At 55.5% G+C, this 14,782-nt stretch carries 13 protein-coding genes; 10 read left to right on the top strand and 3 right to left on the bottom strand.

Annotated elements, in window-relative coordinates; genetic code table 11:
- Positions 1 to 8: 8 nt before the first annotated feature.
- Positions 9 to 605: a nucleoid occlusion factor SlmA gene (gene slmA, locus ABLV07_RS08825; RefSeq protein WP_015369151.1), complete on the top strand. Its 597-nt coding sequence runs from the start codon at positions 9 to 11 to the stop codon at positions 603 to 605.
- A gap of 94 nt (positions 606 to 699) precedes the next feature.
- On the opposite strand, the gene pyrE is transcribed toward slmA, so the two are convergent.
- Together pyrE and rph are read right to left on the bottom strand one after the other, a co-directional pair.
- Complete coding sequence (gene pyrE / locus ABLV07_RS08820; RefSeq protein ID WP_015703811.1) at positions 700 to 1,341, bottom strand: orotate phosphoribosyltransferase; 642 nt, start codon at positions 1,339 to 1,341, stop codon at positions 700 to 702.
- Positions 1,342 to 1,453: 112 nt separating this feature from the next.
- On the bottom strand, positions 1,454 to 2,170 hold the full coding sequence (gene rph / locus ABLV07_RS08815; protein ID WP_015369149.1) for a ribonuclease PH: 717 nt from the start codon (positions 2,168 to 2,170) through the stop codon (positions 1,454 to 1,456).
- Positions 2,171 to 2,340: 170 nt separating this feature from the next.
- Here rph and ABLV07_RS08810 point away from each other — a divergent pair, with 170 nt between their 5' ends.
- The 3 genes from ABLV07_RS08810 to ABLV07_RS08800 all read left to right on the top strand — a co-directional run bounded on the left by ABLV07_RS08810 (position 2,341) and on the right by ABLV07_RS08800 (position 5,770).
- The gene (locus tag ABLV07_RS08810; RefSeq protein ID WP_042893634.1) at positions 2,341 to 3,204 is read left to right on the top strand and encodes a YicC/YloC family endoribonuclease; all 864 of its coding nucleotides are present in this window, start codon (positions 2,341 to 2,343) and stop codon (positions 3,202 to 3,204) included.
- Positions 3,205 to 3,410: 206 nt separating this feature from the next.
- A complete protein-coding gene (locus tag ABLV07_RS08805; protein ID WP_015369147.1) occupies positions 3,411 to 4,028 on the top strand; it encodes a trimeric intracellular cation channel family protein in 618 nt (205 codons plus the stop codon).
- An 89-nt stretch (positions 4,029 to 4,117) separates the two neighbouring features.
- Positions 4,118 to 5,770: a phosphoethanolamine transferase gene (locus ABLV07_RS08800; RefSeq protein ID WP_020077680.1), complete on the top strand. Its 1,653-nt coding sequence runs from the start codon at positions 4,118 to 4,120 to the stop codon at positions 5,768 to 5,770.
- 1 nt (position 5,771) lies between these two features.
- On the opposite strand, the gene ligB is transcribed toward ABLV07_RS08800, so the two are convergent.
- Entirely contained in the window at positions 5,772 to 7,451 is a 1,680-nt protein-coding gene (gene ligB / locus ABLV07_RS08795; RefSeq protein WP_116289485.1) for an NAD-dependent DNA ligase LigB, read from the bottom strand.
- Positions 7,452 to 7,707: 256 nt separating this feature from the next.
- On the opposite strand from ligB, the gene gmk reads away from it, so the two are divergent.
- From gmk to glpX, 6 genes are all read left to right on the top strand, one after another.
- The gene (gmk, locus tag ABLV07_RS08790; RefSeq protein WP_015369144.1) at positions 7,708 to 8,331 is read left to right on the top strand and encodes a guanylate kinase; all 624 of its coding nucleotides are present in this window, start codon (positions 7,708 to 7,710) and stop codon (positions 8,329 to 8,331) included.
- A 54-nt stretch (positions 8,332 to 8,385) separates the two neighbouring features.
- Positions 8,386 to 8,661, top strand: coding sequence for a DNA-directed RNA polymerase subunit omega (gene rpoZ, locus ABLV07_RS08785; RefSeq protein WP_000135058.1), 276 nt, complete (start codon positions 8,386 to 8,388; stop codon positions 8,659 to 8,661).
- Between the two features lie 18 nt (positions 8,662 to 8,679).
- Complete coding sequence (spoT, locus tag ABLV07_RS08780) at positions 8,680 to 10,800, top strand: bifunctional GTP diphosphokinase/guanosine-3',5'-bis pyrophosphate 3'-pyrophosphohydrolase (protein WP_015369143.1); 2,121 nt, start codon at positions 8,680 to 8,682, stop codon at positions 10,798 to 10,800.
- Positions 10,801 to 10,896: 96 nt separating this feature from the next.
- Positions 10,897 to 11,586 carry a tRNA (guanosine(18)-2'-O)-methyltransferase TrmH gene (gene trmH / locus ABLV07_RS08775; RefSeq protein ID WP_015369142.1) on the top strand — a complete coding sequence of 230 codons (690 nt, stop codon included), beginning with the start codon at positions 10,897 to 10,899 and terminating at the stop codon, positions 11,584 to 11,586.
- A 5-nt stretch (positions 11,587 to 11,591) separates the two neighbouring features.
- Positions 11,592 to 13,673, top strand: coding sequence for an ATP-dependent DNA helicase RecG (gene recG / locus ABLV07_RS08770; RefSeq protein ID WP_015369141.1), 2,082 nt, complete (start codon positions 11,592 to 11,594; stop codon positions 13,671 to 13,673).
- Between the two features lie 51 nt (positions 13,674 to 13,724).
- Complete coding sequence (gene glpX / locus ABLV07_RS08765) at positions 13,725 to 14,735, top strand: class II fructose-bisphosphatase (protein WP_015369140.1); 1,011 nt, start codon at positions 13,725 to 13,727, stop codon at positions 14,733 to 14,735.
- Positions 14,736 to 14,782: the final 47 nt, after the last annotated feature.

The raw sequence follows: 14,782 nt of genomic DNA, 5'->3' as shown, positions 1-14,782 counted from the left end.
TTTAAAACATGGCAGAAAAACAAACTGCGAAAAGGAATCGTCGCGAAGAAATACTTCAGTCTCTGGCGCTGATGCTTGAATCCAGCGATGGTAGTCAACGTATTACCACAGCGAAGCTGGCGGCCTCCGTCGGTGTTTCCGAAGCGGCATTATACCGTCATTTTCCCAGTAAAACCCGCATGTTTGACAGCCTGATCGAGTTCATTGAAGACAGTCTGATTACGCGCATCAATTTGATTTTGAAAGATGAAAAGGACACCACGGCTCGTCTGCGCCTGATTGTTCTGCTGATTCTTGGGTTTGGCGAGCGTAATCCTGGGCTGACGCGTATCCTTACCGGCCACGCCTTAATGTTCGAACAGGACCGTCTGCAGGGTCGTATCAACCAGCTATTTGAACGTATCGAAGTTCAATTGCGTCAGGTGATGCGTGAAAAGAAAATGCGTGAGGGAGAAGGCTACACCCTCGACGAGACGCTACTGGCAAGCCAGCTGCTGGCGTTTTGCGAAGGCATGCTGTCGCGTTTTGTGCGTAGCGAGTTCAAGTACCGCCCAACGGATGATTTCGATGCCCGCTGGCCGCTGGTCGCGGCGCAACTGCAGTAAAGCTCTATATGCAGCCGCAAGGCTGCATGGCTCATCATTCACCTTCTCAGCGTGCTCTGGCTATACCGGCAGCCGCTGGCTGCCGGGCTCATCTTCAGACGCCGTAGGCTTCGCGGTAAGCGCGTACCGATGCCAAATGCTCAGCCATCTCAGGCTTTTCTTCCAGATAGGCGATAAGGTCTTTCAGAGTGACGATAGAAATCACTTTGCAGCCATAATCACGTTCCACTTCCTGAATCGCGGAGATCTCGCCGCGGCCGCGTTCCTGGCGGTCAAGCGAGATCAGCACGCCGGCCAACTCAGCGCCATTAGCCTGAATAATTTCCATTGATTCACGAATTGCGGTACCGGCGGTAATCACGTCGTCCACCAGCATCACGCGGCCCTGTAGCGGGCTACCGACCAGGTTGCCGCCTTCACCGTGGGTCTTCGCTTCTTTACGGTTGAAGCAGTAAGGCAGGTCACGGTCATGATGCTCAGCCAGCGCGACGGCGGTGGTGGTGGCGATAGGGATGCCTTTATAGGCCGGGCCGAACAGCAGGTCGAACTCGATCCCGGAATCCACCAGCGCCTCGGCGTAGAAACGGCCCAGCAGAGCCAGATCGCGCCCGGTATTAAACAGGCCGGCGTTGAAGAAATAGGGGCTCTTACGCCCGGATTTCAGCGTAAATTCGCCAAACTTAAGAACCTGCTTGCTAAGCGCAAACTCAATAAACTGGCGCTGATACGGCTTCATGGATTCGCTCCTTTTAGTACTGTCATCATTGTCGGACTACGCGCCCTATCCTTCGCAGGTGTAATGAGGGATAAAGCGCAAAAAAAAGGCGACTTCTCAGTCGCCTTAATCATTAATTTTCTAACGCCGCTTTCTGCGTCGCAATAATAGATTCGATTCCCCCTCGCGCTAACGCCAGGAGAGTGAGTAGCTCTTCATGGGTGAACGGCTCGCCTTCCGCCGTGCCCTGCACCTCAATGATGCGACCGTCTTCGGTCATTACCACATTCATATCGGTTTCCGCGGCGGAATCTTCCACGTACTCCAGATCGCAAATGGCTTCACCATTAACGATACCAACGGAAACGGCGGCCACCATTCCCTTCATTGGGTTGGTTTTGAGTTTACCGGCAGCAACCAGCTTGTTCAGCGCATCGGCCAGCGCAACGCAGGCGCCGGTAATGGACGCGGTACGGGTACCGCCATCGGCCTGCAGCACATCGCAATCGAGCGTAATGGTGAACTCGCCCAGCGCTTTCAGATCCACCGCGGCGCGCAGCGCGCGGGCAATCAAACGCTGAATTTCCATAGTGCGGCCGCCCTGTTTGCCTTTAGCGGCTTCACGAGCGTTACGGGTATGGGTGGAGCGCGGCAGCATGCCATATTCGGCGGTGATCCAGCCCTGGCCCTGACCTTTCAGGAAGCGCGGTACGCCTTCGTCGATGGAGGCAGTGCACAGCACTTTGGTGTCGCCAAATTCGACCAGCACGGAGCCTTCAGCATGTTTTGTATAGTTACGGGTCAGGGTTACTGGACGCACCTGATTAGCGCTACGGCCTGCTGGACGCATGATTACTCTCCGGCTTGAAACGAATGTGGCTGCGCATTATACACAAATTCGACCAAGTTGCATCGCGACGACGCACGCCTGCCGATGCGGATAATGCGCGCTTATTCCTATCCTGAAAGAGCCTCGAAAGCTATAATCCTCCCCACTCTCCTTAAAAAACAGGAACGTCTATGATCCGCAGTATGACCGCCTATGCCCGGCGTGAAATCAAGGGTGACTGGGGTAGCGCCGCGTGGGAACTGCGCTCGGTAAACCAACGCTATCTGGAAACCTACTTCCGCCTGCCGGAGCAGTTCCGGAGCCTGGAACCCGTGGTTCGCGAGCGCATCCGCTCTCGTCTGACTCGCGGCAAAATCGAATGCACCCTGCGTTTTGAACAGGATCCCAGCGCCCAGGGTGAATTGATCCTCAATGAGAACCTGGCGAAGCAGCTGGTGAACGCCGCGAACTGGGTAAAAATGCAGAGCGATGAAGGCGAAATCAACCCGGTTGATATCCTGCGCTGGCCTGGCGTGATGGCGGCGCAAGAGCAGGATCTCGATGCGATTGCCGCTGAAATCCTCAACGCCCTGAACAGCGCGCTGGATGATTTTATCGTTGCTCGCGAAACCGAAGGCCAAGCACTGAAAGCGCTAATCGAACAACGCCTGGAAGGCGTCAGCGCCGAAGTCAGCAAAGTCCGCGCCCATATGCCGGAAATTCTGCAGTGGCAGCGCGAGCGCCTGGTCGCCAAGCTTGAAGACGCCGAAGTGCAGCTGGAAAACAACCGCCTCGAGCAAGAACTGGTGTTGATGGCGCAGCGTATCGACGTCGCCGAAGAGCTCGATCGCCTGGAAGCGCACGTTAAAGAGACCTACAACATTCTGAAGAAGAAAGAAGCCGTGGGTCGCCGCCTCGACTTCATGATGCAGGAGTTCAACCGCGAGTCGAACACTCTGGCCTCCAAATCCATCAATGCCGACGTGACCAATTCAGCGATCGAGCTGAAGGTGCTGATCGAGCAGATGCGCGAGCAGATTCAGAATATCGAGTAATGTCCTCTCCTGCTGGCTCGCCTTACGGGCCAGCATTATTTTTTCTTATCACTTTTAAAAAAGAAAAATATACATAACCCCATATCAGGGGACTACTCCTTAATTTTTGCATTAGATTTTTTCATGTAAATGAGCTCGCTTTAGAAAAACTCAATCGTGATCTGCCGCACAAATCGCTACCCTTTGCCCATCATTGTGGGGGATTTATGCTGCTTCATGTTCTTTATCTGATTGGTATTACGGCGGAAGCGATGACTGGCGCTTTAGCAGCCGGGCGTCGCCGTATGGACACCTTTGGGGTGATTATTATCGCCACCGCTACCGCACTCGGCGGGGGTTCTGTACGCGATATCCTTCTCGGCCATTATCCGCTCGGTTGGGTGAAGCATCCGGAATACGTCATTATTGTGGCGGTTGCCGCCGTCCTCACCACCATCGCTGCGCCGGTGATGCCGCACCTGCGCCGCCTGTTCCTGGTGCTGGATGCCCTGGGCCTGATCGTGTTCTCGATTATCGGCGCGCAAATCGCGCTGGATATGGGTGAAGGGCCGATAATCGCGTCTATTGCCGCCGTGATCACCGGCGTCTTTGGCGGCGTGCTGCGCGATATGTTCTGTAAGCGCATTCCGCTAGTGTTTCAGAAAGAGCTGTACGCCGGCATCTCCTTTGCCGCGGCCATTCTGTACATCGCCTTACAGCATTACATAAGCGACCATGACGTGGTGGTTATCACAACGCTTCTGTTTGGCTTTACCACCCGGCTGCTGGCTATACGTTTAAAATTAGGTCTACCGGTTTTTTATTACCGACATGGGTCACACTAATTGACGGGAGGGCACATATAGCCCCCACCAACAATCAGAAAAGACTTATAATACCGACCTTATTTCACTAAAGCCCATGTTAAGCACTAATGTCATTTGCTAAAAGCCTTGCTCTGACCATCAACAGAAAATTTTCTGGGCACTTTATCGCCTTATTGGCGATATCTATCCTCATCCAGCTCTGGCCTGTTTTTTTCACGCAGCCCATCCGATTTGCATTGCGCATCGCCATCTGCAACGCGCTTTTGTTACTAAGCGTGTCGTGGATTTATCGCTATACATCCGGGAAAGTCATTCTCTTTTTGTTAACCAGCGCCCTGACGCTTAATTTCGCCATCGCTTTCAGTACCTGGGATATCTACAAAAGCGAGTTCAATACCGTTTTCGCCATGAGTATTTTGGCAACTAATTATTCTGAAGCGAAAAGCATAGCCGGTTTGTACCTCTATATTCTGCCAATAGCGGCTTTCTACTTCGTGATTACCTGGTGGGCGGTGAAGTTGCTCAGCGAGAAGCTATCAACGCGAACCAAAGGTATCAGCGTTATTCTACTCGCGCTCTTTATGGGCTATTTCTCCATCTCCAGCATCATCAAAAAGAACCAGGATTTAGAGGTTTATTACCCGCTTAGTTCGCGAATTCTGGTTAACACTCCGTTGTATACTGCTTCTGAATTCGTCATCGCCGATCGCGATAATTCACTAGCCGAACACATTACGCAGTCAACGCCTCACTATCCTGCGCTACAGGCACATGATACGGGCATCGACACTTATGTTGTCATTGTTGGTGAATCCGCACGCAGAAGTAACATGCAGCTCTACGATTTCTCCCAGCAAACGACACCGGTTGCCAGCGCATTTACCCACAACGCGCTTATTTTTAAACACGCTATCGCACCTGCCTCCGCCACGGTACTTGCTGTACCTATGGTTCTCAGCAAGGCCGATCCGGATAACTTTACCGCCGACTCGATGGCCGATAATATCGTGAATATTTCCCGGCAATCCGGCTTTTATACCGAGTGGATCAGTGCGCAGGGCAACTCAGGAAAAAGTAATAACTATATTGTGGCGATCGCCTCAACCAGCGAAAAGCATCAATGGATACATACCCAATACGATAGTGACCTGCTTCCCGCGCTGGATGAAGCATTAAAAGTGCCGGGCAAAAAAGTCATTTTTTTACATATTAACGGTAGCCATGAAATGGCCTGCGACCGATATCCACAGTCCGCCGCAATTCTCAATACCGGTGATAAATACGAGGATTGCTACAATAACGCCATCCGATTCACCGACTCTTTTATCGGCGAAGTCGTTAAGCGCATACAAAATAGCGCCTCTTCTCTAATTTATTTTTCCGATCATGGTCTGGAAAAAAATCCCGATCTGGCTTCACTGTATATGCACGGTTCCCGTAATCCCAGTAAAGAGGCTTATGACGTGCCACAGTTCATTTGGTATAGCCAAAGCGCCCTGGCCAACCAGAAACGACGTATTGGCTGGGTAAACGAACGCTGGCCAACCACCAACAACTACGCCCTGATGTTAAGTTGGTTAGGTATCAGCACCGGTATCGAAAATTGTGATTCTCTCCTCGAGAAGTGCTATCAACCCGAATCGCAAATTTCGGTCATGGACGGCGGACGGCATATATTCAATTATGACCAGTTACGCAATACATTCAGCGCACCGGACCAAAAGACCCCATGGCGTAAAGTAAAAAGAAATTCGCTATAGATTACGAAAAACCGTCCACCTCCAGTTGACCAAGTTTTAGCACTATCGACTTGATGACCGGATGGTGAATAAACTCAACAAGCCGTTGAGCATTCTTTGGCCCAACGCCGGGTAACGTTTGCCAGCTCGTGACATCACGCTTCTCAATTAGCCGCCATGAATTATCTTTTAAGACCCGCATGGCAGCGCGCGGAAGCGGCACACCAAGCGCGCTTATCCATCGATGAAAGGGTGCGCGCCGTGTTAGTGCAAAGCGATGCCAAAGTTGCTCTGCGCGGGTTGCCGTTAAGCCAGGAATGTTTTCCAACTGCGACACCGTCAACTCAAGCCAGGAGAAGATATGTTGGAAATGGCGCGACTGAGCAAGCTGTCTCCATCCTGCTTCTCCCAGGCTATCAATGCCTAATCCTTGCTCGGAGCTTATCCAAACCAATCGCGCGATGAACTGCTCCCGGCATTCATCGGAGTTTTCAAAACAGGTAAGAGAGTGATAGCGAGTATAAGGCACCAACGGCTTCGTTCTGTTCAGGCCACGCCATACTACATCATCCAGCCGCGGGATCCCTTGCCCCGCAAGGCTCACCAGGATCTGATCGCCTGGGGCGAGATCTAACTGCCGCCAGCGGGCCACCGAACCAACATTGACCCGCCGCACGTGCTTGTCGTCCAGCTTTATCGGTTGTAGATGCGCCACAACAGTTATTTTACCGCTACGCCCGATGGCAAACTGGATTGTGCTCACTTCCGCCACTTGTGAAACTGGCTGATATTTCCAGGCCGCCACCCAGAACCCCTGTCCGGGAAGCCAACCGTCACCGGCGGGTTCTCTCTGGGTACGGATTACGATACCGTCGGTGACAAAGGGCAGCGGCGAGGTAAACCAGCGCTCCCGCCAGGCGGCAGCCTGCTGCCAATCTTTAACCGGATGGGAATAGCGCTGCGCTACAGGAAACCCACCGTCAGCAAGCAGCGCCAGACGGGTAGACATCCGGGCCGGGCCATCAGGCCAGGCCCAGATAAACACCCCCAGCGTGCTCAACGCCGCCGACGGTGCTTTGCGCATCAGTATCCCGGCCACTCTCGCCCGTGAATTCATACCGCCCATCCCCTTTTGTATATGCCCCTCTCGCCGCTGAAAAATCTCGCCCTGCAGAACGCTATTCGCCAGCGTCCCGGAGGTGGTCAGCGGTACGCCGGGGATCTGGCGCACTTTTGCCGTCCAGTCTTCACCCGCCAGACCGTCGCCGCGGCTAATCGCCCGTATAAACCTACCGCCGCGATAAACCAGCGTCACCGCGACACCGTCGACTTTCGGTTGTACCCACAGGTCGGTTTTATCGCGCATCCAGCGGCCAACGCTCGTGGCATCAGGCAGTTTGCGCACGCCGGTATGCGCGATAGGATGCTTGACTTCGCCGCGTGGCGGCGGCAGATCGTCTTCAGGCGGCGCCTTCTCACCAAAGCAGCGCCGCCACTGCGCCAACCGGGCCGAGAGCATGTCGTAGACCTCGTCGCTGACCCCGCTGCTGCCCTGCTGCCAGTAGGCCTCTTTCCAGTCGGCAATTTGCCGACTGAGGTGGCCTATCTCCTGCTCCGCGCGTTGCAAAGACCACGCCGGGCAGGCCGCCATTGGGCTTGCCGCCGCCATCCATAACGCTGCCGCTATCAGCCATCTGCGCATGTTTCCCTCCTTGTTCTACCTTGCGGCATCGTGCGCTAAAGACCGGAGCCGCGGCGACAGGCAAATCATCACGCTGCGAGCGGCTTTCCAGAATTTACGCATGGTTGCTGCAACCGCTTAAGAAATCAGGAAAGCGGCAGGCAAAATGAAAGAAACAGCGGCAAAAAGTGTGACAATGACTGCGTCACGCAGCGGCGGCGTGTATAATAGGCTCGTATGTAGGATCTCTTTCGACAATCACATACAAAAGACACTCATGGCTCAAGGCACGCTTTATATTGTTTCCGCCCCTAGCGGCGCGGGTAAATCCAGCCTGATTCAGGCTTTATTGAAGACCCAACCGTTGTACGACTCCCAGGTTTCTGTGTCGCATACCACGCGCAATCCGCGCCCGGGTGAAGTTCACGGTGAACACTATTTCTTTGTCGATCATGATAAATTCAGGTCGATGATTAGCGAAGACGCTTTCCTTGAGCACGCTGAGGTTTTTGGCAACTATTACGGTACCTCTCGTGAAGCTATTGAGCAGGTTCTGGCGACCGGCGTCGATGTTTTCCTCGATATCGACTGGCAGGGCGCCCAGCAAATTCGTAATAAAATGCCCGGCGCGCGCAGTATCTTTATTCTGCCGCCGTCAAAAGACGAGCTTGACCGCCGCCTGCGCGGCCGCGGTCAGGACAGCGAGGAAGTCATCGCAAAACGTATGGCGCAGGCAGTTGCAGAAATGAGCCATTACGCGGAATATGATTACCTTATTGTGAATGATGATTTTGATACCGCTTTAGGCGATCTGAAAAACATTATCCGCGCTGAACGTCTGCGCATGAGCCGCCAAAAGCAGCGACATGGCGCTTTAATCACCAAACTATTGGCAGACTGAACCCACATTCAGTATCATGCCCAGTCATTTCTTCACCTGTGGAGCATTTTAAGTATGGCACGCGTAACTGTTCAGGACGCTGTAGAGAAAATTGGTAACCGTTTTGACCTGGTACTGGTCGCCGCGCGTCGCGCTCGTCAGATGCAGGTAGGCGGAAAGGATCCGCTGGTACCGGAAGAAAACGATAAAACCACCGTTATCGCACTGCGCGAAATCGAAGAAGGTCTGATCAACAACCAGATCCTTGACGTACGTGAGCGCCAGGAACAGCAAGAGCAGGAAGCCGCTGAATTACAAGCCGTTACCGCGATTGCTGAAGGTCGTCGTTAATCACACAGCGGGTCGCCCTTGTATCTGTTTGAAAGCCTGAATCAGCTGATTCAAAACTACCTGCCGGAAGAGCAAATCAAGCGCCTTCGGCAGGCGTATCTCGTTGCACGTGACGCTCACGAGGGTCAGACACGTTCAAGCGGTGAACCCTATATCACGCACCCGGTAGCGGTGGCCTGCATTCTGGCCGAGATGAAACTCGACTACGAAACGCTGATGGCCGCGCTGCTGCATGATGTGATTGAAGATACCCCTGCCACCTACCAGGACATGGAACAGCTTTTTGGTAAAAGCGTCGCCGAACTGGTAGAGGGGGTGTCGAAACTTGATAAGCTCAAGTTCCGCGATAAGAAAGAGGCGCAGGCCGAAAACTTTCGCAAAATGATCATGGCGATGGTGCAGGATATCCGCGTCATCCTCATCAAGCTTGCCGACCGCACCCACAATATGCGCACCCTGGGCTCACTACGCCCGGATAAACGCCGCCGCATCGCCCGCGAAACGCTGGAAATTTATAGCCCGCTGGCGCACCGTCTAGGTATCCATCACATCAAAACCGAGCTCGAAGAGCTGGGCTTTGAAGCGCTGTACCCTAACCGCTACCGCGTCATCAAAGAAGTGGTTAAAGCAGCGCGCGGTAATCGTAAAGAGATGATTCAAAAGATCCTCTCTGAAATCGAAGGGCGTTTACAGGAAGCGGGGATCCCCTGCCGCGTCAGCGGTCGCGAAAAGCATCTGTACTCCATTTACTGCAAAATGGTGCTTAAAGAGCAGCGTTTTCACTCGATCATGGATATTTACGCCTTCCGCGTTATTGTTCACGATCCCGATATCTGCTATCGCGTGCTGGGCCAAATGCACAGCCTCTACAAGCCGCGTCCCGGTCGTTTCAAAGATTACATCGCCATTCCAAAAGCGAACGGCTATCAATCTTTGCACACCTCGATGATTGGCCCCCACGGCGTCCCGGTCGAGGTACAAATCCGTACCGAAGATATGGACCAGATGGCGGAAATGGGGGTTGCGGCGCACTGGGCTTATAAAGAGCACGGCGGCGAAAGCAGCACGACCGCGCAAATCCGCGCTCAGCGCTGGATGCAAAGCCTGCTGGAACTGCAGCAGAGCGCCGGTAGCTCGTTTGAATTTATCGAGAGCGTTAAATCCGATCTGTTCCCGGATGAGATTTACGTTTTCACCCCGGAAGGGCGCATTGTCGAACTGCCTGCCGGCGCCACGCCGGTGGACTTCGCCTATGCGGTGCATACCGATATCGGCCATGCCTGCGTCGGCGCGCGCGTCGACCGTCAGCCCTATCCGCTGTCGCAACCGCTCTCCAGCGGCCAGACTGTCGAAATCATTACCGCGCCGGGCGCACGCCCGAATGCCGCATGGCTGAACTTTGTCGTCAGCTCGAAAGCGCGCGCCAAGATCCGCCAACTGCTGAAGAACCTTAAGCGCGACGATTCCGTCAGCCTTGGCCGCCGATTGCTCAACCACGCGTTAGGCGGCAGCCGCAAGCTGGCAGAAATCCCGCCGGAGAACATCCAGCGCGAACTTGACCGCATGAAGCTTGCCACGCTTGACGATCTGCTGGCGGAAATCGGTCTCGGTAACGCAATGAGCGTGGTGGTGGCGAAAAACCTGCAGCAGGGCGAAGCCTCTGCCGCACCGGTACCGGCCAACGCGTCGAATCACGGCCATCTGCCGATCAAGGGCGCCGACGGCGTGCTGATTACTTTCGCCAAGTGCTGTCGTCCGATTCCGGGGGATCCGATCATCGCCCACGTCAGCCCAGGCAAAGGGTTGGTTATCCACCATGAATCCTGTCGTAACATCCGCGGCTACCAGAAAGAGCCTGAGAAGTTTATGGCGGTCGAATGGGATAAAGAAACTGCGCAGGAATTTATCGCCGAAATTAAGGTGGATATGTTCAACCACCAGGGCGCGCTGGCTAACCTGACGGCCGCAATCAACACCGCGTCTTCCAATATTCAGAGCCTGAATACGGAAGAAAAAGATGGCCGCGTTTACAGCGCCTTTATCCGCCTGACCGCGCGCGATCGCGTGCATCTGGCGAATATCATGCGCAAAATTCGCGTCATGCCGGACGTGATTAAAGTCACTCGTAACCGAAATTAGCTTTTACAAAAATCGAATCCCCAGGAAGGTACTGAAGTACGTGACTGGGGTGAGTGAGTGCAGCTAACGCCGAGGCAGTTCGAAGGATTAAGTAGAATGAATTCACAGCGTTATGCGCGTATCTGCGAGATGCTCGCCAGGCGTCAGCCTGATCTGACGGTCTGCATGGAGCAGGTCCATAAACCCCATAACGTCTCTGCGGTCATCCGCACCGCAGACGCCATCGGCGTACACGAAGTACACGCCATCTGGCCTGGCAGCCGTATGCGCACCATGGCCTCTGCCGCCGCCGGCAGCAATAGTTGGGTGCAGGTGAAAACACACCGCACTATCGGCGATGCCGTCAGCCACTTAAAAGGCCGGGGCATGCAAATCCTCGCGACGCACCTTTCCGACAAAGCCATCGATTTTCGCGAAATCGACTATACGCGCCCGACCTGCATCCTGATGGGCCAGGAGAAAACCGGCATCACCCAGGAAGCGCTGGCGCTGGCAGACCAGGACATCATTATCCCTATGGTCGGTATGGTGCAGTCGCTGAACGTCTCCGTCGCCTCCGCGTTGATCCTTTACGAAGCGCAGCGTCAGCGGCAGAACGCTGGAATGTACCAACGCGCCAATAGCATGCTGCCGCCTGAAGAGCAGCAGCGGCTGCTATTTGAAGGCGGTTACCCGGTGCTGGCGCGCGTCGCCAAACAAAAAGGGCTGCCTTATCCCCACGTCAACGAGCAGGGTGAAGTCGAAGCCGATGCCTCGTGGTGGGCAACGATGCAGGCGGCGAGGTAAATCCAATGTCAGGCCGCCTGTTAGATGCCGTCCCGCTCAACTCGCTGACCGGCGTTGGCGCCGCACAGAGCAGCAAACTGGCGAAAATCGGTCTGCATACGGTTCAGGACCTGCTACTTCACCTGCCGCTACGCTATGAAGACCGGACTCACCTGTACCAAATCGGCGAACTGCTGCCGGGCGTCTACGCAACCGTAGAGGGTGAAGTGCTCAACAGCAATATCACCTTCGGCGGCCGCCGGATGATGACCTGTCAGATCAGCGACGGCTCCGGCATCCTGACCATGCGTTTTTTCAACTTCAACGCGGCGATGAAAAACAGCCTGGCGACCGGTCGTCGCGTGCTGGCCTACGGCGAAGCTAAACGCGGTAAGTTTGGCGCCGAGATGATCCACCCGGAATATCGCGTACAGGGTGATATGAGTACCCCGGAGCTGCAGGAAACCCTCACTCCGGTCTACCCAACCACTGAAGGCATTAAGCAGGCGACGCTGCGCAAACTCACCGATCAGGCGCTTGAGCTGCTGGAAACCTGCGCGATTAGCGAACTGCTGCCGCCGGAGTTGGCGCAGGGGATGATGAGCCTGCCGGAGGCGCTGCGTACGCTGCACCGCCCGCCTCCGTCGCTACAGCTCAGCGAGCTGGAGAGCGGTAAACATCCGGCACAGCAGCGTCTTATCCTGGAAGAGTTGCTGGCGCATAATCTCAGCATGCTGGCGCTTCGCGCCGGCGCCCAGCGCTACCATGCGCTGCCGCTCAGCGCCAACGACACGCTGAAAACCCAGCTTCTGGCTTCCCTGCCCTTTAAACCAACGGGCGCACAGGCACGCGTCACCGCGGAGATCGAACGCGATATGGCGCTGGACGTGCCGATGATGCGCCTGGTGCAGGGTGACGTTGGATCCGGTAAAACGCTGGTTGCCGCGCTGGCCGCCTTGCGCGCTATCGCCCATGGTAAGCAGGTGGCGCTGATGGCGCCGACCGAACTGCTCGCCGAGCAGCACGCCAATAATTTCCGCAGCTGGTTCGCGCCGCTGGGCATTGAAGTTGGCTGGCTGGCTGGCAAACAGAAAGGCAAAGCGCGCCAGGCGCAGCAGGAAGCCATCGCCAACGGCGAAGTGCAGATGATTGTCGGCACCCACGCCATTTTTCAGGAGCAGGTGCAGTTTAACGGCCTGGCGCTGGTGATTATCGACGAACAGCACCGCTTTGGCGTTCATCAACGCCTGGCTCTGTGGGAAAAGGGCCAGCAGCAGGGCTTCCACCCGCATCAGCTGATCATGACCGCAACACCGATTCCGCGCACCCTGGCGATGACCGCTTATGCCGATCTCGATACCTCGGTTATCGATGAGCTGCCGCCGGGCCGTACCCCGGTAACGACCGTCGCTATCCCGGACACGCGCCGCAGCGACATTATCGACCGCGTACGTAACGCCTGCACCCAGGAAGGTCGCCAGGCCTATTGGGTCTGTACGTTGATTGAAGAGTCCGATCTGCTGGAAGCCCAGGCGGCGGAAGCCACCTGGGAAGAGCTCAAACTGGCGCTGCCGGAACTTAATATCGGCCTCGTCCACGGGCGGATGAAACCAGCGGAAAAGCAGACAGTGATGCAGGCCTTCAAGCAGGGCGAGATGCACCTGCTGGTCGCCACCACGGTGATTGAAGTCGGCGTTGACGTCCCTAACTCAAGCCTGATGATTATTGAAAACCCGGAGCGTCTGGGTCTGGCGCAGCTGCACCAGCTACGCGGGCGCGTTGGGCGCGGCGCCGTCGCCTCCCACTGCGTGCTACTCTATAAATCGCCGCTTTCCAAAACGGCGCAGAAGCGCCTGCAGGTGCTGCGCGACAGCAACGACGGTTTCGTCATCGCCCAGAAAGACCTGGAAATCCGCGGCCCCGGCGAGCTTCTCGGCACCCGCCAGACCGGCAACGCCGAATTTAAAGTAGCGGACTTGCTGCGCGATCAGGCCATGATCCCCGATGTTCAGCGCATTGCTCGCCATATTCACGAACGCTATCCGCTGCAGGCACAGGCGCTGATTGAGCGCTGGATGCCGGAAACCGAACGCTATTCCAACGCGTAGCGCGTCCTTCTTGCCGCGCTACGGGCAACTTTTCTACACAACGAGTGGATTATGAAACGAGAACTGGCCATCGAATTTTCGCGTGTCACCGAAGCCGCCGCGCTGGCGGGCTATAAATGGCTGGGCCGCGGCGATAAAAATACCGCCGACGGCGCAGCGGTTAACGCCATGCGCATTATGCTCAACCTCGTCAATATCGACGGCACCATTGTCATCGGCGAGGGCGAAATCGATGAAGCGCCGATGCTTTATATCGGCGAAAAAGTGGGTACCGGCAAAGGCGACGCGGTAGATATCGCCGTCGATCCGATTGAAGGTACCCGCATGACGGCCATGGGCCAGGCCAACGCGCTGGCGGTGATGGCGGTTGGCGATAAAGGCTGCTTCCTCAACGCGCCGGATATGTATATGGAAAAGCTGATTGTCGGCCCCGGCGCTAAAGGCGCTATCGATCTCAATCTGCCGCTGGAAGAGAACCTGCGCAACATCGCCCGCGCGTTGAATAAACCGCTTGGCGAACTGACCGTCACCGTGCTGGCAAAACCCCGCCACGACGCGGTCATTGCGCAACTGCAGCAGTTGGGCGTGCGCGTGTTCGCGATCCCCGATGGCGACGTGGCGGCTTCTATTCTGACCTGTATGCCGGATAGCGAAGTCGACGTGCTGTACGGCATCGGCGGCGCGCCGGAAGGCGTGGTTTCGGCGGCGGTGATCCGCGCGCTGGACGGCGATATGCAGGGCCGCCTGCTGGCTCGTCACCACGTGAAGGGCGACAGCGAAGAGAACCGCCGTATCGGTGAAAACGAACTGGCGCGCTGCAAAACCATGGGCATCGAAGCGGGTAAAGTGCTGCGTCTTGATGAAATGGCGCGCAGCGATAACGTCATCTTCTCCGCCACCGGGATTACCAAAGGCGATCTGCTGGACGGTATTACCCGCAAGGGCAATATGGCGACCACTGAAACGCTGCTGATCCGCGGTAAATCGCGGACTATCCGCCGTATTCAGTCGATTCATTACCTCGACCGAAAAGACCCGGACGTCCAGCAACACATCCTGTAAAACATTTGATCAATCGAGCTTTCCAGCCTTTTCGGGCTGGAAATCTT

The sequence above is a fragment of the Klebsiella sp. CN_Kp097 genome, from assembly GCF_040064495.1.
Taxonomy (GTDB): Bacteria; Pseudomonadota; Gammaproteobacteria; order Enterobacterales; family Enterobacteriaceae; genus Klebsiella; species Klebsiella aerogenes.
This window is presented reverse-complemented; position numbering and strand designations above follow the sequence as displayed.

What these genes read in the sequence shown, in the direction of transcription:
- slmA (WP_015369151.1), top strand. Translation starts at nt 9, where the DNA reads ATGGCAGAAAAACAAACTGCGAAAAGGAATCGTCGCGAAGAAATACTT.
- pyrE (WP_015703811.1), bottom strand. Translation starts at nt 1,341, where the DNA reads ATGAAGCCGTATCAGCGCCAGTTTATTGAGTTTGCGCTTAGCAAGCAG.
- rph (WP_015369149.1), bottom strand. Translation starts at nt 2,170, where the DNA reads ATGCGTCCAGCAGGCCGTAGCGCTAATCAGGTGCGTCCAGTAACCCTG.
- ABLV07_RS08810 (WP_042893634.1), top strand. Translation starts at nt 2,341, where the DNA reads ATGATCCGCAGTATGACCGCCTATGCCCGGCGTGAAATCAAGGGTGAC.
- ABLV07_RS08805 (WP_015369147.1), top strand. Translation starts at nt 3,411, where the DNA reads ATGCTGCTTCATGTTCTTTATCTGATTGGTATTACGGCGGAAGCGATG.
- ABLV07_RS08800 (WP_020077680.1), top strand. Translation starts at nt 4,118, where the DNA reads ATGTCATTTGCTAAAAGCCTTGCTCTGACCATCAACAGAAAATTTTCT.
- ligB (WP_116289485.1), bottom strand. Translation starts at nt 7,451, where the DNA reads ATGCGCAGATGGCTGATAGCGGCAGCGTTATGGATGGCGGCGGCAAGC.
- gmk (WP_015369144.1), top strand. Translation starts at nt 7,708, where the DNA reads ATGGCTCAAGGCACGCTTTATATTGTTTCCGCCCCTAGCGGCGCGGGT.
- rpoZ (WP_000135058.1), top strand. Translation starts at nt 8,386, where the DNA reads ATGGCACGCGTAACTGTTCAGGACGCTGTAGAGAAAATTGGTAACCGT.
- trmH (WP_015369142.1), top strand. Translation starts at nt 10,897, where the DNA reads ATGAATTCACAGCGTTATGCGCGTATCTGCGAGATGCTCGCCAGGCGT.
- recG (WP_015369141.1), top strand. Translation starts at nt 11,592, where the DNA reads ATGTCAGGCCGCCTGTTAGATGCCGTCCCGCTCAACTCGCTGACCGGC.
- glpX (WP_015369140.1), top strand. Translation starts at nt 13,725, where the DNA reads ATGAAACGAGAACTGGCCATCGAATTTTCGCGTGTCACCGAAGCCGCC.